This window comes from Rhodococcus sp. 320_ES (assembly GCF_059691855.1).
On the sequence record NZ_JCAWAG010000006.1, the window covers coordinates 229,739 to 248,082 of the forward strand.

The 18,344-nt window shown below is 66.1% G+C and carries 19 protein-coding genes; 11 read left to right on the top strand and 8 right to left on the bottom strand.

Annotation, left to right across the window (positions count from 1 at the left end):
- The first annotated feature begins 59 nt into the window (after window positions 1–59).
- Window positions 60–1,487 carry a stealth family protein gene (locus tag AC59JP_RS21635; protein WP_497327934.1) on the top strand — a complete coding sequence of 476 codons (1,428 nt, stop codon included), beginning with the start codon at window positions 60–62 and terminating at the stop codon, window positions 1,485–1,487.
- A 3-nt stretch (window positions 1,488–1,490) separates the two neighbouring features.
- Here the strand turns inward: AC59JP_RS21635 and AC59JP_RS21640 are convergent, their stop codons facing one another.
- A complete protein-coding gene (locus tag AC59JP_RS21640) occupies window positions 1,491–2,396 on the bottom strand; it encodes a phosphodiesterase (protein WP_497327890.1) in 906 nt (301 codons plus the stop codon).
- 164 nt (window positions 2,397–2,560) lie between these two features.
- On the opposite strand from AC59JP_RS21640, the gene AC59JP_RS21645 reads away from it, so the two are divergent.
- Window positions 2,561–2,803 carry a heavy-metal-associated domain-containing protein gene (locus tag AC59JP_RS21645; protein ID WP_497327891.1) on the top strand — a complete coding sequence of 81 codons (243 nt, stop codon included), beginning with the start codon at window positions 2,561–2,563 and terminating at the stop codon, window positions 2,801–2,803.
- Window positions 2,800–4,998 (top strand): heavy metal translocating P-type ATPase, encoded by a 2,199-nt coding sequence (locus tag AC59JP_RS21650; RefSeq protein ID WP_497327892.1) that lies wholly within the window; start codon window positions 2,800–2,802, stop codon window positions 4,996–4,998. Before AC59JP_RS21645 ends, AC59JP_RS21650 begins: the two co-directional genes overlap by 4 nt.
- Here the strand turns inward: AC59JP_RS21650 and AC59JP_RS21655 are convergent.
- Window positions 4,976–5,359, bottom strand: coding sequence for a DoxX family protein (locus tag AC59JP_RS21655; protein WP_497327893.1), 384 nt, complete (start codon window positions 5,357–5,359; stop codon window positions 4,976–4,978). The genes AC59JP_RS21650 and AC59JP_RS21655 overlap by 23 nt on opposite strands.
- Window positions 5,360–5,430: 71 nt before the next feature.
- Here AC59JP_RS21655 and AC59JP_RS21660 point away from each other — a divergent pair, with 71 nt between their 5' ends.
- Window positions 5,431–6,414, top strand: coding sequence for a sigma-70 family RNA polymerase sigma factor (locus AC59JP_RS21660; protein WP_497327894.1), 984 nt, complete (start codon window positions 5,431–5,433; stop codon window positions 6,412–6,414).
- A 63-nt stretch (window positions 6,415–6,477) separates the two neighbouring features.
- Window positions 6,478–6,897, top strand: coding sequence for a VOC family protein (locus AC59JP_RS21665; RefSeq protein ID WP_497327895.1), 420 nt, complete (start codon window positions 6,478–6,480; stop codon window positions 6,895–6,897).
- On the opposite strand, the gene AC59JP_RS21670 is transcribed toward AC59JP_RS21665, so the two are convergent.
- Together AC59JP_RS21670 and AC59JP_RS21675 are read right to left on the bottom strand one after the other, a co-directional pair.
- On the bottom strand, window positions 6,894–8,354 hold the full coding sequence (locus tag AC59JP_RS21670) for an APC family permease (RefSeq protein ID WP_497327896.1): 1,461 nt from the start codon (window positions 8,352–8,354) through the stop codon (window positions 6,894–6,896). The two genes, AC59JP_RS21665 and AC59JP_RS21670, sit on opposite strands and share 4 nt — an antisense overlap.
- Before the next feature lie 107 nt (window positions 8,355–8,461).
- The gene (locus tag AC59JP_RS21675) at window positions 8,462–9,451 is read right to left on the bottom strand and encodes an LLM class flavin-dependent oxidoreductase (protein ID WP_497327897.1); all 990 of its coding nucleotides are present in this window, start codon (window positions 9,449–9,451) and stop codon (window positions 8,462–8,464) included.
- A 144-nt stretch (window positions 9,452–9,595) separates the two neighbouring features.
- Between AC59JP_RS21675 and AC59JP_RS21680 the strand changes: the two genes are divergently transcribed.
- The 3 genes from AC59JP_RS21680 to AC59JP_RS21690 are packed head-to-tail and all read left to right on the top strand — an operon-like array spanning window position 9,596 to window position 11,903.
- Entirely contained in the window at window positions 9,596–9,952 is a 357-nt protein-coding gene (locus AC59JP_RS21680; RefSeq protein ID WP_497327898.1) for a histone-like nucleoid-structuring protein Lsr2, read from the top strand.
- Between the two features lie 54 nt (window positions 9,953–10,006).
- Complete coding sequence (locus AC59JP_RS21685; RefSeq protein WP_497327899.1) at window positions 10,007–11,011, top strand: aldo/keto reductase family protein; 1,005 nt, start codon at window positions 10,007–10,009, stop codon at window positions 11,009–11,011.
- Window positions 11,012–11,054: 43 nt separating this feature from the next.
- Window positions 11,055–11,903, top strand: a complete 849-nt coding sequence (locus AC59JP_RS21690; protein ID WP_497327900.1) for a DNA/RNA non-specific endonuclease — start codon at window positions 11,055–11,057, stop codon at window positions 11,901–11,903.
- Here the strand turns inward: AC59JP_RS21690 and AC59JP_RS21695 are convergent.
- Entirely contained in the window at window positions 11,845–12,423 is a 579-nt protein-coding gene (locus tag AC59JP_RS21695; RefSeq protein WP_497327901.1) for a helix-turn-helix domain-containing protein, read from the bottom strand. The two genes, AC59JP_RS21690 and AC59JP_RS21695, sit on opposite strands and share 59 nt — an antisense overlap.
- 66 nt (window positions 12,424–12,489) lie before the next feature.
- Between AC59JP_RS21695 and AC59JP_RS21700 the strand changes: the two genes are divergently transcribed.
- Together AC59JP_RS21700 and AC59JP_RS21705 are read left to right on the top strand one after the other, a co-directional pair.
- Window positions 12,490–14,070, top strand: a complete 1,581-nt coding sequence (locus AC59JP_RS21700) for an FAD-dependent oxidoreductase (protein ID WP_497327902.1) — start codon at window positions 12,490–12,492, stop codon at window positions 14,068–14,070.
- 42 nt (window positions 14,071–14,112) lie between these two features.
- Complete coding sequence (locus AC59JP_RS21705) at window positions 14,113–14,880, top strand: trans-aconitate 2-methyltransferase (protein ID WP_497327903.1); 768 nt, start codon at window positions 14,113–14,115, stop codon at window positions 14,878–14,880.
- Here AC59JP_RS21705 and AC59JP_RS21710 read toward each other — a convergent pair.
- Both AC59JP_RS21710 and AC59JP_RS21715 read right to left on the bottom strand, forming a co-directional pair.
- On the bottom strand, window positions 14,877–15,683 hold the full coding sequence (locus AC59JP_RS21710; RefSeq protein WP_497327904.1) for an SDR family NAD(P)-dependent oxidoreductase: 807 nt from the start codon (window positions 15,681–15,683) through the stop codon (window positions 14,877–14,879). The two genes, AC59JP_RS21705 and AC59JP_RS21710, sit on opposite strands and share 4 nt — an antisense overlap.
- 57 nt (window positions 15,684–15,740) lie before the next feature.
- On the bottom strand, window positions 15,741–16,259 hold the full coding sequence (locus tag AC59JP_RS21715) for a CGNR zinc finger domain-containing protein (protein ID WP_497327905.1): 519 nt from the start codon (window positions 16,257–16,259) through the stop codon (window positions 15,741–15,743).
- Between the two features lie 52 nt (window positions 16,260–16,311).
- Here AC59JP_RS21715 and AC59JP_RS21720 point away from each other — a divergent pair, with 52 nt between their 5' ends.
- Window positions 16,312–16,956 (top strand): nitroreductase family protein, encoded by a 645-nt coding sequence (locus AC59JP_RS21720; RefSeq protein ID WP_497327906.1) that lies wholly within the window; start codon window positions 16,312–16,314, stop codon window positions 16,954–16,956.
- On the opposite strand, the gene AC59JP_RS21725 is transcribed toward AC59JP_RS21720, so the two are convergent.
- Window positions 16,957–18,186 (bottom strand): lipase family protein, encoded by a 1,230-nt coding sequence (locus tag AC59JP_RS21725; RefSeq protein ID WP_497327907.1) that lies wholly within the window; start codon window positions 18,184–18,186, stop codon window positions 16,957–16,959.
- Window positions 18,187–18,344: the final 158 nt, after the last annotated feature.

Sequence of the window (18,344 nt, forward strand, 5' to 3'; positions counted from 1 at the left end):
TCGTGCGGAGCAAGGATCGATTCGCGCTCTCGATCACCGAGACGACGCCGTTCGAGGCGATGGTCGAAGACCTGCTCTTCATTCGCGACGTGCTCGACGACGCCGGTATCCGCTACCTGCTGGTGCGCGGCAACGACGAACGCCCCGTCGTCGCCGTCGACTGGTCGGAGCGACGACGACTGCGCGAGGCACTCGTGGCCGCGTGCGCCAACGAGCCGTTCTACTCCAAGCCGGTCGACGCGAAGAAGGCGCCGACACTCCTCGTCGCCGACGGTCTGCTGTCCTCGACGACGCAGGCCCGTATCTTCCGCATGTTCCGCCCGCGCGTCCACGTCCCGTCGGGCCTCACCTACGGCGCCGGGACCGGCGTCCAGGTCGAGCTGTGGTCGTTCACCGACGACGAGATCGTCCTCCCCATCGAGAACTCGCTGACCCGTCGCACGGTCGCTCCCGACGAGGCAGTGCGCGGAACCGTCGAGCGGTGGGGACGGACCTGGCCGACCATCGAGAACATGTTCGCCGACCACGCGTCGGACATCGATTTCGACGTCGACCTCGTCTTCTCCTGGGTCGACGGCACCGACGCCGAGTGGCAGGCCGAACGCGCCGCACACCTCGAGAATTTCGTCGTGGGCGAGGGTGACGATCACGAGGCTCGCTTCCGCCAGATCGACGAACTGAAGTACGCCCTGCGCTCGGTGCACCTGTATGCGCCGTGGATCCGCCGGATCTTCGTCGTCACGGACTCGCCGCGGCCGAGCTGGCTCGCCGACCATCCGGACGTGACGTTCGTACGCAGCGAGGAGTTCTTCGAGAATCCGGATGCGTTGCCCACGTACAACTCTCAGGCCGTCGAGTGCCAGCTGCACCACATCGAGGGCCTCGCCGAGCATTTCCTCTACTCGAACGACGACATGTTCTTCGGTCGTCCCGTGGGCCCGCAGATGTTCTTCTCACCCGGCGGCATCACCATGTTCGTCGAAGCCGGAACCCGAATCGGGTTGGGCACCAACGACGAGAAGCGCAGCGGATTCGAGAACGCGGCGCGCGTGAACCGTCGGCTGCTGATGCAGCGCTTCGGCCGAGTCACCACCCGTCATCTCGAACACGCACCGGTTCCGTTGCGCCGCAGCGTCATGTACGAGCTGGAGAAGGAATTTCCCGACGAGTTCGCGGCCACCGCGGCGAGCACGTTCCGCGCGAGTTCCAATATCTCCGTGACGAATTCGCTGTACCACTACTACGCGTTGCTCAGCGGACGTGCGGTGGTGCAGACGGCGGCGTCGGTCAAATACATCGACACCACGATGCGTCAGGGACTGCGCGAAATGGACCGCCTCCTGGTGAAGCGGTCGATGGATTTCTTCTGCCTCAACGACGGCAGCTTCCCCGAGATCGACGCGGACGAGCGTGCCAGTGCGGTCACGGATTTCCTGGAGCGGTATTTCCCGATTCCGGCGCCGTGGGAGGCCGAGCGCTCCGACTGAGCCTCACGCCCGACTGAACGCCTCGTCCTTCTTCGGAATCCGCACCCCGGCGTCGGACAGTCGCCGCGCTGTTTCGTCGGCGGAGACGTACTCGCCGACGGTGTCTCCGGTGCTGATGGGAACGACCGAGTGCACCACGGTGTCCCGGTAGACGTGCACCAGGTTGTAGGCCTGGGCGGCGTCGCGCCCGCGCTGCGCTCCGACCGGGACGTTGAGGTCTTGGGTGTAGCAGGTGGCCGACGCAACGGACACCGGCACGCCCGCGAACGTCGCCGTCGTCGAATAGTGCAGGTGGCCCGCAAGAATGGCCCGCACGTCACTGCCGCGCACGACGTCGGCCAGGCGGTTCTGCTCACGCAACTCCACGAGCACCGCGAGGTCCTGCACACACGGCACCGGGGGATGGTGCAGCGCGAGGATCGTGCCGTGGGGGGCCGGGGTGGCGAGCTCGGCGAAGAGCCAGTCGAGCTGGTCCTGCGTGATCTCGCCGTGGTGCTCACCGGGGACGGTGGTGTCGACGGTGAGTATCCGCAGCCCGTCCAGGTCGTGAACGTGGTTGACGGGAGCGGTCGACGGCGCCTCGTCGAGGAGCTGAGTGCGAAACGCCGCGCGGTCGTCGTGATTGCCCATCGCCCAGATGACGACGGCGCCGAGCGACTCCGCGACCGGCTCGACGATGGCTCTCAGCGAGGCGTACGCGTCGCTCTCGCCCTTGTCGGTCAGGTCGCCGGTGAAGATCAGTGCGTCGGGACGTGCCTGCGACGCTTCCAGCTCGGCGAAGATCTGCCGCAACCGCGCCTCGCTGTCGACGGCGTCGTGCAGCTCCCGCCCACCACCGACCAGGTGCGTGTCACTGATGTGGAGAAGGAAATGATCCGGGCGGGGATGTTCGGCCGTCCGAAGCTCCATCGGCGTCTCGCTTCCGGTATGCCGACTGTCGGGGCGCGGGTCTACCGAGCCCCCTTGCTCTGCCCGATCAGAGTAGTCGCGCCGGATGTACAACCGGCGTCGGGCAGGGGTACGGCGAGTACCGGCACTGGCCACACATACCCCATGGGGGTATCATCGGAGTCATGGTTACACGTGAGATCACCGTTGTCGGAATGACCTGCGCGCACTGCGTCGCAGCCGTCACCGAGGAGATCGGCAACATCGACGGAGTCACCTCGGTGGACGTGGACCTCGCGTCCGGTCACGTCGCCGTCACCTCGGCCGACCCCATCGCCACCGAGTCCCTCGCCGAGGCTGTCGACGAAGCCGGGTACGAGCTGGCCGCTGAAGGACCCACCGGCCTCCGGCCTTCCCGCACGCCGTGAGCGCCCCGGCGGGAGACCGCATCGAGCTCGCCATCGGCGGCATGACCTGCGCGTCGTGCGCCAACCGAATCGAGAAGCGGCTCAACAAGATCGACGGTGTCACGGCCACCGTCAACTACGCCACCGAGAAGGCGAGCATCCAGCCCGGCAGCGCGTCGACCGACGTGCTGATCGCCGCCGTCGAGAAGGCGGGGTACAGCGCCGAGGTGCCTGCGCCGGAACCGGAAACTGCGGAGGAGGATCCCACCGATCCGCTCCGCCGCCGTCTGCTGATCTCCGCCCTCCTGAGCGTCCCCGTCGTACTCATGGCCATGGTTCCGGCGCTGCAGTTCGACAACTGGCAGTGGCTCTCGCTCACCTTGGCCGCGCCCGTCGTCGTCTGGGCGGGGTGGCCGTTTCACGTCGCCGCGTGGACCAACCTGCGCCACGGCGCTGCGACAATGGACACACTCGTCTCGGTCGGCACCCTCGCCGCCTTCGGGTGGTCGCTCTACGCCCTGTTCTTCGGCACCGCCGGCGTGCACGGCATGCGACATGCGTTCGAGTTCACGGTGTCCCGGACCGACGGCTCCGGAAACATCTACCTCGAAGCGGCCGCCGGTGTGACCACGTTCATCATCGCGGGTCGCTATCTGGAAGCGCGGTCCAAGCGCCGCGCCGGGGCCGCTCTGCGAGCGCTCCTCGACATGGGCGTCAAGGACGTGTCGGTGCTGCGGGACGGCCGCGAGCAGCGCATACCCGTCGACGCCCTGACCGTCGGCGACACGTTCGTCGTGCGGCCGGGGGAGAAGGTGGCCACCGACGGCGTCGTCGCCGAGGGCACCTCCGCGCTCGACGTGTCGCTGCTGACCGGTGAGTCCGTCCCCGTCGAAGTCGGTCCCGGAGACAGCGTCGTCGGCGCGACGGTGAACGTGGGCGGGCGGCTCGTCGTGACGGCGTCGCGCGTCGGGTCCGATACGCAACTGGCGCAGATGGCGCGGCTGGTCGAGGACGCACAGAACGGCAAAGCGCAGGCACAGCGCCTGGCCGACCGCATCTCCGGAGTGTTCGTGCCTATCGTCATCGCGCTGGCACTCCTGACCCTGATCGGGTGGGTCCTGGTCAGCGGATCGTGGACCGCCGCGTTCACCGCCGCCGTCTCCGTCCTGATCATCGCGTGCCCCTGCGCGCTCGGCCTGGCGACGCCCACCGCGCTGATGGTCGGCACCGGACGCGGCGCGCAGATGGGCGTGCTCATCAAGGGCCCAGAGGTTCTCGAGAACACACGCAAGATCGACACCATCGTCCTGGACAAGACCGGCACCGTGACCACCGGCGTCATGACGTTGGTCGACGTGGTGTCCGTGGGCGACGCCTCCGCGAGCGACGTCCGCCGCGTCGCATCCGCCGTCGAGAACGGGTCGGAGCACCCCGTCGCGCGCGCGATCGTCACCGACGATCCGGCCCCGGTCGACCGGTTCGAGAACGTCCCCGGGCTCGGCGTGCGGGGGATCGTCGACGGTCACCGAGTGGTCGTCGGTCGACCGCAGCTCCACGGCGACGATCTCCCCGACCGCGCCCGGCAGGCCGTGGACGACGCCGAAAGCGCCGGCCGCACCGCGGTCGTCGTCGGATGGGACGACGAGGTGCGCGGTGTGATCGTCGTGTCGGACACCGTCAAACCCACGTCGGCACAGGCGGTTTCCGAGTTGCGCGGCCTCGGACTCACCCCGGTCATGCTCACCGGCGACAACGAACGTGCGGCTCGAGCGATCGCCGACGAGGTCGGAATCGACGACGTCATCGCCGGTGTGCTTCCGCACCAGAAGGTGGAGGCGGTCGCCCGGCTCCAGTCGGAGGGACACGTCGTGGCCATGGTCGGCGACGGCGTCAACGACGCCGCCGCCCTGGCGACGGCCGACCTCGGGCTGTCGATGGGCACCGGAACCGACGTGGCCATCGAGGCGTCCGACCTGACCCTGGTCCGAGGCGATCTTCGCGGAGTGGTCGATGCGGTTCGGCTGTCGCGCAAGACGTTACGCACCATCGAGACCAACCTGTTCTGGGCGTTCGCCTACAACGTCGCGGCCATACCCGTGGCAGCGGCGGGCCTGCTGAACCCGATGTTCGCGGGTGCAGCCATGGCGCTGTCGTCGGTGTTCGTGGTGACCAACAGCCTCCGCCTGCGCAGATTCAGGAGCGTCGTAGCGGAATGATGCCGCGCACCCGCTCGTCACGCAGGTACAGCGCGGCCCACGCCGCAATACCGACGTAGATCGCGAAGAACACGGTGCTCACCAGCGGCTTGTCGACGCGCCAGTTCGTGAGCACGGCGCCGCCCAGGTAGCCGGTCAGCAGGATCGCGCCGATTACGGACGTCGCCGGAATCGCGTACAGCACCAAAATGATCGCCATGACGATGCCGATGATCGGGGCCATCTCGTCGCGGAGGCCGAGTTCGGCGGACGCGTCCTTGACGGGCTGGATGTTCAAGATGTGAGTCACCGCGTCGAACAGCAGAAACACGACGACGAGGATCTGCAGAACGAGGCCGATGCGGCGCGCTGTTGTGGTCATGGTGGTTCGACTCGGCATCTCGTCCGAAGTCATCGGTCTTTTCGGCGCCGATCGGACTATTCTCTCCATCCATGACTGCCACGCAGGAACTCTCCGGCGACTTCATGGAACTGGCCGAGCCGTACCGCCGGGAACTCCTGGCCCACTGCTACCGCATGACCGGATCGATCCACGACGCCGAGGACCTCGTTCAGGACACTCTGGTCCGCGGCTGGCGCGGCTACGCGAACTTCAAGGGCGATTCCTCGCTGCGCACCTGGCTGTACCGCATCGCCACCAACACGTGCCTGACGTCACTGGAGGGGCGCAAGCGGCGTCCGCTGCCGTCGGGGCTCGGGAATCCGTCGTCTAGTCCGTCGGACGAGTTGGTCGAGCGGCACGAGATCGCCTGGCTCGAGCCACTTCCCGACGCCGACGTGGCGGAGAAGAACGATCCGGCCACGGTGGTCGCAGGCCGTGAATCGGTGCGGCTGGCCTTCGTGGCCGCGCTGCAGCATCTGTCGGCCCGCCAGCGTGCGGTTCTCGTCCTGCGTGAGGTGCTGCAGTGGAAGGCGTCCGAGGTCGCCGAGCTCATGGGCACCTCGACCACCGCCATCAACAGCTTGCTCCAGCGCGCGAGGGCGCAGATCGACCAGATCATGCCGACCGAGGATTCCGTCGACGAACCGGAGTCCGAGGAGACCCGAGAGCTGTTGCGCCGCTACGTCGAAGGCTTCGAGAACTACGACGTCGACGGCATCGTCAAGTTGTTCGCGGCCGAGGCCGTCTGGGAGATGCCCCCGTTCGAGGGCTGGTACCGCGGACCTGCCGACATCGGCGGACTCATCTCCACCAAGTGCCCGGCCACCGGACCGGAGAGCATGCGGATGGTGGAGACCTCCGCCAACGGCCAGCCCGCCTTCGGGCTGTACATGTTGGGCGAGGACGGCGTGCACCGCGCCTTCCAGTTGCACGTACTCGACATCGTGGACGGGCAGGTCGCGCACGTCGCGTGTTTCTTCGACCTGGCCCTGTTCGCGAAGTTCGGATTGCCGGAGGTCTACGTCGCGCGATGAGTTTTCGGGGCCGCCGGTGTCGGTACCCGTGCACGCCACATCCGTGAAACCCAGGAGCACTCCATGTCTCGCATGATCTTCGTCAACCTGCCCGTCGAGGACGTCACCGTCAGCCGAACCTTCTTCTCCGGACTCGGATTCGAGTTCAACGAAACCTTCAGCGACGAGCACACCGCGTCGATGGTCATCAGTGACCTCGCCACCGTGATGCTTCTCGAGAAGGCCCGGTTCAAGGACTTCATCAAGGACGAGATCACCGACACCGGAACATCGCGCGAGGCACTGTTCGCCCTCTCCGCAGACAGCAAGGACGACGTCGATTCGCTCTGCGACAAGGCTCTGAGCACCGGCGGATCGGCGTGGATGGACGCGCAGGATCACGGCTTCATGTACGGCCGTTCGTTCCTCGACCCGGACAACCACGTCTGGGAGGTCATGTGGATGGACCCGGCTGTTGCGTCGGGTGAACAAGCCCCGGCTTAGTTTTCCGTCACCAGCTTGGCAGCCAACCTGGCGTTGCGCCGTCCATACCCGAAGTAGATGACCATGCCGAGCGCGAGCCACACCAGGAATCGAATCCAGGTCTCCACGACCAGGTTCACCATCAGGTAGATGCACGCGAGTCCCGACAAAATCGGAATCAGCGGGGACAGCGGCACGCGGAACGGGCGCTTCAGGTCCGGCTTGGTGCGGCGCAGGATCGGAACGGCGATGGACACCAGCAGGAACGCGAACAGCGCTCCGATGCTGACCATTTCGGCCAACTGCGCCAGCGGAACGAAGGCGCCCAGAGCGGACACCAGAACCACGATGCCGATCGTGAGCCGCACAGGTGTTCCGAAACGCGGCGACACCTTGGCGACCGACTTGGGGAGCAGTCCGTCCCGGCCCATCGCAAAACCGATGCGGCCCATCGTGACCAGCTCGACCAGGATCACCGACGTCAGACCGGCGACGGCCGCGATGGACACCAACGCACCGGCCCAACTCGCTCCGACCGCGTCAAATGCCTTTGCGATGGGTGCACTTTCGTCGAGGTCGGTGTACTTCACCATGCCGGTGACCACGAACGCGACGAGCATGTAGAGGATGGTGCACAGGACCAGGGTGCCGATCAGGGCGCGCGGAAGATCCCGCGCGGGACGCTTCGATTCCTCGCTGAGGTTCGCGACCGCTTCGAAACCGGTGTAGGCGAAGAACACCACGGCAGCCGCCGTCACGACGCCGGCCACACCGAACGCCGCCGGGGTGACACCTGCGACGGCCTGCAACAGCGGCTGGTCGAGCGTCGACCCGCCCGCTTCCTTCGGCGTGGATTCGGCAATGAAAGGAACGATGTTGGATTTCTTCACGAAGAAGAACCCGGCAATGATGATGAATACCGAAATGGCCACCTTGACGAGCACCAGGAAATTCGTCACGCGTGCGGATTCCTTGACGCCCACCGCGGCAATGACTCCGAGCACCACGACGATCAGTACGGCGCCGATATTCACCGGCGCCTCTTCGGTGAACAATCGGGGCGGAAGGCCGAAGAGATCGGCGAGGTAACCGGACCAACTTCGGGCGACCACGGCGGCGCCCAATGCGAATTCCAGGATGAGATCCCACCCGATGATCCACGCGAACATCTCGCCGAGCGTCGCGTACGCGTAGGTGTAGGCGCTGCCGGCGGTGGGGACGGCGGACGCCAGTTCCGCGTAACACAGTGCGGCGAGCAGGCTCACCACACCGGCGATCGCGAACGACAGCACCACGGCGGGCCCGGCGTTCTCCTTGGCCTGTACTCCGGTGAGGGTGAAGATGCCGGTGCCGATGACGATGCCGACACCGAAGCCGACGAGATCGCGCAGCCGCAACTGCTTGCGCAATCCGTCTCCGGTCTCGCCTTCGGCGTCGGCCTTGATGGCATCGACAGACTTGGTTCTGAAAACGTCCATTCTTCGCACGCTAGGCCCGATTGCCGGTGATCACGGCGAAATCGTCTATCTTTCAAGCGAAATCGGACAATACGGCCGTGATCACCGACAGGATTCGAGGTTTGAGATCAGGCGGGAATGGGAAGCATCGCGTCGGCCAACAGGTCGTACGAGCGAAGCCATTTCTCACGATCGTCGATGTGCGACGCGACGATGAGCTCGTCCACGCCGAAACGCGCCGCGAAGGACTCGAGGTAGTCCTTGGCCTCACCGGCCGTGCCGACCGCGGTGAACTTCATCATCTGCAGGACCTGCTGAGCAGCAGGTGAATCCATGATCATCTCGATCTCGTCGGGGGTGAACGTGCGGCCCCGGCCGACCATCTGAACCACCCGCCGGCGGGCCGATGCGTCGCGCAGCTCGTGCGCCTCGGCGGACGTGTCCGCGACGATCGCATTGACCCCGGCGATCACGTAGGGCTGGTCCAATTGCGCGGAGGGACGGAAGGTATCGCGATAGACCGATACCGCCTGCTCGAGCGAGTCGGGGGAGAAGTGCGACGCATTCGCGTACGGCAACCCGAGATGCGCGGCGAGCTGCGCACCGAACAGGGACGACCCGAGAATGTAGAGCGGAACATCGGTACCGCGGCCCGGAACTGCGTTGACCCCCGACACTCGCGATTCGCCGCTCAGATATCCCTGAAGTTCGAGAACGTCCTGGGGAAAGGAATCCGACGACGACGGGTCGCGCCGCAAGGCGCGCATGGTGACCTGGTCGCTGCCGGGAGCGCGACCGAGGCCGAGGTCGATGCGTCCGGGATGCAGCGTGGCCAGGGTCCCGAATTGCTCGGCAATGGTCAACGGTGAATGGTTCGGCAACATCACTCCGCCCGAACCGAGACGAATGGTCTCGGTATTGGCTGCCACGTGGGCGATCAGCACGGAGGTGGCGGACGACGCGATGGACGCCATGTTGTGATGCTCGGCGTACCAGATCCTGCGGTAGCCGCGCTTTTCGGCGAGTCGAGCCAACTTGACGCTGGCGTCGAATGTATTGCGGATGGTGGACCCGTCGGCAACGGAGGCCAGGTCGAGGATGGACAGAGGTACAACCACAGCGGGCGCATCCTTTCGAAAAAGAGCAGTTGCCATTGGCAACCACCGGCGCGCCTCGGATATTCCGTCGCACGCCTGTCTCCCAGCGCGAATTACCGCTACGGTGACAGGCGAACCGGCCCACCAACTACAGAGGAATTTGTGATGGCGAAGCAAGTTTACGTCGAACTTGTCGACGATATCGACGGCGCTCCCATCAAGACGGGTCGCGGTGAGACAATTTCGTTCGCGGTCGACGGCACCGAATTCGAAATCGATCTCGGGCCGAAGAATGCGAAGGAATTTCGTAAGCAACTCGGGTACTGGACCGAGCATGCGACCCGAGTGGGCGGTAAGGCGAAGAAGTCGACCGGCGCCGGCCGGGCATCGAAGACGGTGCCCGCGCGTGACCGGCTGCAAACCAAGGCGATCAGAGACTGGGCGAACCAGAACGGATTCACCGTCTCCGAACGCGGCCGCATCCCGCGCGAGGTCGAAGAGGCGTACAACAGCGCTAACTGACGACAGGGCCAACTGACACAGGGCCAACTCGAGACCGGGCGTACCGTCGATCCAATGGCATACAGATACCTCGGAAACAGCGGTCTCAAGGTCTCGGAGATCACCTACGGCAACTGGCTCACCCACGGCTCGCAGGTCGAGAACGACGTGGCCACGCAATGCGTGCGCACCGCACTCGACGCCGGCATCACCACGTTCGACACGGCCGACGTCTACGCAAACGGCGCGGCGGAGACCGTGCTGGGCAAGGCGCTCGCCGGCGAACCGCGGGAGTCTCTCGAAATCTTCACCAAGGTGTACTTCCCGGTGGGGCGCAAGGGCCCGAACGACACGGGCCTGTCGCGCAAGCACATCTTCGAGGGCATCGACAAGTCTCTCGACCGCCTCGGCATGGACTATGTGGATCTGTACCAGGCACACCGGTACGACGTCGAAACACCACTGGAAGAGACGATTTCGGCTTTCGGTGACGTGGTGCGGCAGGGTAAGGCGCTGTACATCGGGGTGTCCGAATGGACGGCGGACCAGCTGCGCCGCGGACAGGAACTGGCGAAGGCCGACGGCTTCTCGCTGGTGTCCAATCAGCCTCAGTACTCCGCACTCTGGCGCGTCATCGAGTCCGAGGTCATTCCCGCCTCGAAGGAGCTGGGCATCTCGCAGGTCGTGTGGTCGCCCATCGCACAGGGCGTGCTGACCGGGAAATACCAACCGGGACAGCCTGTTCCCGAGGGATCGCGCGCCACGGACACCAGGGGCGGCGACAACATGATCAAGGGCTTCCTGAACGACGAGACGCTCACCCGCGTACAGAAGTTGAAGCCCATCGCCGACGATCTGTCGATCACCATGGCGCAGTTGGCCGTTGCGTGGGTTCTCGCCAACGACAACATCGCTGCCGCCCTGGTCGGAGCGTCGCGTCCGGAGCAGATCGCCGAGAACGTCAAGGCCGCCGAGGTGACCTTGACCCCGGATGTTCTGGCTGCGATCGACGACGCGCTGGACGGCTCGATCGAGCGCGATCCGGCCAAGACGGTGAGCCCGGAGGCTCGTATCGTCTGAGCGCGTTCACGAACGTGTCACCCCGGTGGTGTCCAATGGCGTCATGGGATACGAACCGACCTTCCTCGCCCTCGCCGACGGTGTCGACATACCTGTCTGTGAGGGCCTGGTAGACCTGCCGTACACGCACTTCTCGGTGTCGATGAACACCCGTCGCAGGCTGGCGGCAGTCACGGGTGTCAACGTCGACGGGTCGCAACTCGTGGAGGTCGAGCGCGCGGACGAGTGGCAACTCGACCCTCGGTTGCCAGAGGATCAGCAGCTCGGTGAGTTCGTGTACGCCGACAACGACATCGACCGCGGTCACCTCGTGCGTCGTCGCGATCCCGTGTGGGGCGAGACATCCGTTGCGGAGCAAGCCAATACGGACACCTTCCACTACACGGTGTGCGCTCCCCAGACGTCCGTGTTCAACCAGTCCATGGACCTGTGGCTGGGGCTCGAGGACTTCGTGCTCGCCTACGCCGGCGAGTACGAGCAGAAGATCAGCGTCTTCACCGGGTGTGTGTTCGCAGACGACGATCCGCTCTACCGTGGAGTCGCCCTTCCGCGCCGATTCTTCAAGATCGTCGCGTGGTCGGAAGAGGACGAGCTTGCAACCTCCGGCTACGTACTGGACCAGTCCGCGAGCCTGGACGACATCCCCAAGGAGATCGCTCCGGGAGACGTCCCGCCACTGGGCCCCTACCGCACCTTTCAGGTGCCCGTCGTCGACATCGCCGGCCTGACCGGCTTGACCATGGACCAGCTGAGCGCCGCGGACCGCTACCTCGTACCGGCGTCGGCCACCGTCGACTCCGACCGGTGGCGCGAGCTGACGGCGTACGCGGACATCACGTTGCGGGCCGCGCCCGCAGGTGAGCCCGTTCCCCCTGCCGACCGAACAGACTGAGCAGCTCCACCGCATCGTCCCCGGCCGCCGAGAACCAGTGCGGCACACGGGTATCGAACTCGACGGCCTCGCCGGAGCTGAGAATCATGTCCTGTTCACCGAGGATCAAGCGCAGTTTGCCGTCGAGGACGTAGAGCCACTCGTATCCCTCGTGTGTCTGCGGGTCGGGCTCGCGGCGAATGTTGCCGGGAATGATCATCTTGTAGGCCTGCAGCCCGCCGGGTCGACGGGTCAGGGGAATCATCGTCATCCCGTGATGGGTGACGGGCTTCATGTGAATGCGTGGATCACCGGTCGGCGGCGCTCCGACCAACTCGTCGATCTGAACGCCGTACGCGCGGGCCAGCGGCAGCAGCAACTCGAGCGTCGGTTTGCGCTGACCTGCCTCGAGCCGAGACAGCGTGCTCACCGAGATGCCGGTGGCGGTGGACAGGTCGGCGAGCGTCGTGTCGCGCTCGGTGCGGAGCGCGCGCAGACGCGGGCCGACCGCGTCGAGGACGCTGTCGCGGTCGGTGGTCATCACCGCAGTTTGCCATATCGGCAACAAAGCTTGCCATATTGGACCGTCAGGCTGCACTGTGTGGACATGACTTCAGAAACCATCGACGTCGCCGTGATCGGCGGCGGCGCAGCCGGCTCCTCCGCTGCGCTCACCCTCGCCCGTGCCCGCCGGTCCGTGACCATGATCGACGCCGGAGCGCCCCGCAACGCACCGGCGGAAGGAGTGCACGGCTTCCTCACCCGCGACGGAATTTCGCCGACGGAATTGGTTGCGATCGGCCACTCCGAAGTCGAGTTCTACGGTGGTCGCATCGTGCGCGCCGCCGCCGTCGCGGCACGTCGCGTAGGTACGGTCTTCGAGATCGATCTCAGCGACGGGACGACACTGTCCGCTCGGCGCCTCGTCGTCGCGACCGGTTCCGTCGACGAGCTGCCCGACATTCCCGGTCTACGAGAGGGTTGGGGCCGCAGTGTCATTCACTGCCCGTACTGCCACGGATGGGAGGTGCGGGACCAGCCCATCGGTGTCATCGGCAGCAGCACCTTCGCCGTTCATCAGACCCTGATGTTCCGGCAGTGGTCGGGCGACGTCACCCTGTTCCTCCACACCGCGCCGGAGCCGTCGCCCGACGAGCTCGAGCAACTCGCCGCCCGGGGCATCCGCCTCGTCCGCGGCACCGTGGACAGCGTCGAGAAGGCGAACGTCACCATCGGGGCCGAGACCTACGCGTGCGAGGCTCTGGTGGTCGCACCGAACGGGCACGCTCGATCGGACCTGTTGTCGGGCCTGGGATTACAGCCCGCCCCGCACCCGATGGGGATGGGCGAGCAGATCGAATCCGACGTCGTCGGACTCACCTCGGTTCCCGGCGTGTGGGTGGCAGGCAACGTGACCGAACTCTCGGCAACGGTGGTGGTCTCCGCCGCCGCCGGTGTCATGGCCGGGGCTGCGGCGAACGCCGACCTCATCATGGAGGACACCCGCCTCGCCGTCGAGAAGGCCCGGCACAGTGTCGATTCAAACGGTGTCGATTCAAGCAGTGTCGATTATGCCAACCACTTCACCGCCGAATTCTGGAACGAGCGCTACAGCGGCGGATCGGTCTGGAGCGGTAACCCCAATGTCCGCCTGGTGGAGCATGTTTCGGACCTTCGGCCGGGCACGGCACTGGACGTCGGCTGCGGAGAGGGCGCGGACGCCATCTGGCTGGCTCAGCAGGGTTGGTCGGTCACCGGTGTCGACGTCTCCACCGTCGGGCTCGCACGTGCCGCCGAGCATGCTCGGCGCGTCGGCGTCGACGACATCGTATGGGAGGAGGCCGACGTCCTCGAGTGGGACCCGGCGCCGCGCCGGTTCGATCTGATCTCAGCGCAGTTCATGCACCTACCCCGCGAGATTCAGCAGTCGGTGCATCGCCGCCTGGCGGCCGCGATCAACCCGGGGGGCACGCTCCTGCTCGTCGGACACGCCCATTCGGACGTCCACAGCGAGATGAAGCGACCGGACCTCCCCGACATGTTTCTCACCGCCGAGGAGATGGCGTCCGTCTTCGATCCGAACGACTGGGACATCGTCACCGACACGCCGTCGCGCGACGCACCGACTCCCGACGGACAGATCATCACGATCCACGACGAGATCATGCGCGCGACGCGAAAAGCCTGACTGCTCTGGACAAGCCATACAGTACAAGCGTACGGTTAAATCATGAAGTGGGATCCGAACAAGTACCTCGATTTCTCCGACCACCGCGGCCGCCCCTTCTACGAGCTGCTGTCCCGCGTACGAGCCGAAAACCCCCGCCGGGTAGTCGATCTCGGCTGCGGTCCCGGCAATCTCACGGCCACCTTGGCCGAGCGATGGCCGGACGCGGTGGTCGAGGCGTCGGACAGTTCATCCGACATGGTGGCGGCCGCCCGCGCCCTGGGGTTGGAGGCGACCGTGCAGGACGTTCGCGAGTGGACGCCCACTCCGGACACCGACGTCGTCGTCTCCAACGCAACACTGCAGTGGGTTCCGGAGCATCGAGAACTGTTGCGGCGGTGGCCGTCTCAGCTTACGGGCGGCGCGTGGATCGCGGTTCAGGTGCCCGGTAACTTCGACGCGCCGTCGCACGCGATCATCCGGGATCTCACCGAAAGTCCCTCCTGGGCCGACTCGTTGAGCGGTGTGAGCCTCCGCGCGGACGGGACCGTCGACTCACCCGAGCAATACGCCGATCTCCTCACCGAGGCCGGATGTGTCGTCGACGCCTGGGAGACCACCTACGTTCAGGTGCTGACCGGCGACGATCCCGTGCTCGAATGGACCACCGGAACGGCGCTGCGGCCCGTGAAAGCTGCACTGTCCGAAAGCGATTGGCTGACGTTCCGAGGCGAACTCGCGCCGCTGCTCGCCGACGCATACCCGCGTCGATCCGACGGGACGACTTTCTTCCCGTTCCGCCGGATCTTCGCGGTCGCGCAGGTGGTCTAAGTCCGACTCTTCAGACGCACGTTGCCGAGCAGACGTCCGGTGATCATCACGCCCAGTCGACGTGTCGCCATCCGAGTGCTGTTGGCGGAGATCCAGTTCGAGAATCCGGACACCACGGTGGGCGGCGCGAAACGCTTGTCCAGTGCGGAGAACGCGGTGTCCACCACCTGCTCGGCGGTCTGCATTCCGCCGACGCTGGCTTCGCTGCTCCCCACCACGTCGAAGAACTCGGTCTCCGTCGGTCCGGGGCACACCGTGAGGACCGTGAGCCCGCTGCCCTGCGCCTCGGCCCAGAGAGCCTCGGTGAAGTTCAGGACGAATGCCTTGGTTGCGCCGTAGACCGCCATGCCGGGGGTGGGCTGGAACGCAGCAGTGCTCGCGATGTTGACGAGCATGCCGCGGCCGCGGAGCAGATCGGGCAGGAACACGTGCGACAGCTCCACGAGCGTGGAGATGTTGAGCTGGATCTCGGAGAGGATGCGGTCGAGTTTCTCGCCGGAGAAGTCGCCGTACGTCCCGAATCCGGCGTTGTTGACCAGCGAGTCGACGCGCACACCCTGATCCGTCAGCTCACGGTGCAGGTCCGACCCGGCGCCCGGCTCGGCCAGGTCCTTGGCCACGACGGTGACCGTGATCGAATTCTTCTGCCGCAGTTCGTCGGCGAGCGCATCGAGCCGATCGCGGCGACGCGCCACCAGCACCAGATTCCCACCCCGGTCGGCGAACCGGCGCGCGAACTCCACTCCGAGCCCGGCGCTGGCGCCGGTGATGAGCACGGTCGATCCTTTGACGTTCTGCGACACGATGAACCCCTCCGTCGTTCGTCGGCGACCCCCTGCCGCCCTCGCCCACCGTAACGGTCAGCGGGCGCGTGCTCGGTGCCTGCGTACCGCATCGCGATTCGAGCAGGCCGTGCCGCAGTACCGCTGACGACCGGTTCGGGACACGTCCGCGAACACGTTCTCGCAGTTCTGCGCGGCACATCGTCCGAGCCTGCTCATTCCCCGCCCGGTCAGGTGCAGAGCTGTGCCCACACCGACCAGCGCCCGAATCACCCCGGCCAAGGAGATGCCAGGATCGCGGTAGTGCATGTGCCAGCCGTCGTCGGCGTGGTTCGTCAAACGTGGGTACGCCGTGGCGGCGGCGAGCAGCACGTTCAGGCGCTCGGCACGCTCGACGTCCGTCTCCGCGTCGACGACGCCGGTCCACTCGACGAGGAACTCACGGGTGGCCGCCAGGTCGTCGTCGGTGGAGTCCCAGTCGACGACCAATCCGGCCGCGGCGCAGCGCGATCCCAATTCCTCGGCCGACTGCGGCGGGCGGTTGACGAGGTCGACGCCCAGCTGCACCGCATACGTGCCGTAAGGGTTGATATGCATTCGGTCATTACAACACAGATTCTTTGGAACATGGATGGTGCATGATCGACCCATGACCCTCGATCTGACGCCCGACGAATTGCTCACCAACACCCGCACCGTCCGCAAACGGCTCGATCTGACTCGCCCGGTCCCGCTCGAACTCGTCAAGGAGTGCCTCGAGATCGCGCTGCAGGCGCCGTCCGGTTCGAACCGACAGGGATGGCAATGGGTTGTGGTCACCGACCCCGAGCCTCGGGCCGCGATCGGTGAGATCTACCGCGAACAGTTCGCGAAATACGCTGGGTCACAACAGTCCGCGTCGGCACTCTTCCCGGACGATCCGAACCGCGCGCAGATCCAGCAGCGCGTCGGAACGAGCGCGCAGTGGCTCGGCGACCACATGGGCGAGGTTCCGGTCCTCGTCATTCCGTGCATCAAGGCCGGCAAGGAGCTCCCCGCCGGTAATCAGGCCGGCCTCTGGGGCTCCATCCTTCCCGCCGCGTGGAGCTATGCGTTGGCCGCGCGGGCCCGTGGCCTCGGAACAGCCTGGACCACAATCCATCTCGCCCGCGAAGCCCAGGTGGCCGAGATCCTCGGCATCCCCGCGGGCTTCCATCAGGCCGCGCTGATCCCGACCGCGTACTACACCGGCGAGACGTTCAAGGTGGCTCCCCGCGACCCGATCGACACTGTTCTGCACGTCGACCGGTGGTGATCACCGCACCGTCAGCGAGCACCCCGGCGCCGCCGGCACTCCGTTCATACGCTGCGCGAGCCACTCGAACGCGCCCGGCGACCCGGTGTCCTCGGCGATGGTGTGTTCGCCCGGAATCTCCTCGAGGTGAACCGAGGCACCTTTGGCGCACCAGTCCTTCTGCAGATTCTCCGCACCTTGCTTCGGAATCAGGAAGTCCTGGATGCCCTGGTAGACGTAGATCGGCGCCGTGGGTGCGAACGCGCCCATCCGGTTCTCGTTCACGACCTTCTGCACGACGGGATCGAAGAACGCGTTCGGATTCGTTTGCAGCGCAGCCTGATCGATCATGAAGATGCCGCTGTAGCTGAGGAAGTCCGAGCACTGATTGCGGTAGATCAACGCCAGTCGCCGACCGTTGTCGTTGACGAATGCGTTCAGCTCCGGATACCCCCGCGCCAACCCGAACGTGGCCGCCACGTAGAGACCTGCGCCGATATGGCCGTTGAGCGACTCCCGCAGGATCGAGTAATCGGTGGGGGGACCACCGAACGAGACGCCGGAGATGTTCAGCTCGGCGGCGTACGACGGCGCGAGCTGCGCCGCCCATCCCGACGCGATGGCGCCTCCCGAATAGCCGGTGATGCCGATGGGCGACGTCGGCGCGAGACCGGTGGCGGGGTCGTTCACCGCCGCACGCAACCCGTCGAGAACGGTGTGTCCCTCGACGCGACCTGCGGAGTAGGCCTGCCTCGGCCCCTGGTAGTCGGTGACGACGACGGCGAAGTTGCGATCGAGGAAGTTGTTCACCGAGTCCACTTCGGCGTTGGTGCCGCGCGGCAGCGTGTACGACGGGGCGCACGCGTTGCCCAGCGAATCCGTCGCGGGATTGAACGAGACGACGGGGCGGGGTCCGCCGCCCCACGGCGCCGTGGGAACCAACACCGTGGTGGCGGCGACGATCGGGCGGTCCTTGGAGTCGGTGGACCGGAAGAGGTACTGCCGCGCCGTCACGGGCTGCGACAAACGTGGCACCGCGACCGGACGCGTCGTGAAGATCGTTCCCGGAGCGGCGTTCTCGAAGCCCGCGGGAGCGTCGAAGAACGGATCGCCCAGCGGGGTGGGCTCGTAGGACGCCGCGTCGCGCGGCGGGTTCACCAGATCACCGATCGGGTCGGCAGCGGCCACACCCGATCCGAGGGCCACGACTGCGGCCGTGATCGCGACCGTCACCTGTATGCGGAACTTCACGACGTACCCCCCGGTTTGTGTTCGGTGCTGTCGCGAACTATGCCAGCACTTCCCGCGACCGTCGACGCCGTAAACGGCAGGAGACGCGTAGTGGACTACCCGCGACGCGGCGCGCCCGAGCGGAGACGGTGGTGTTCCATCCGTCGTCGACAACAGGA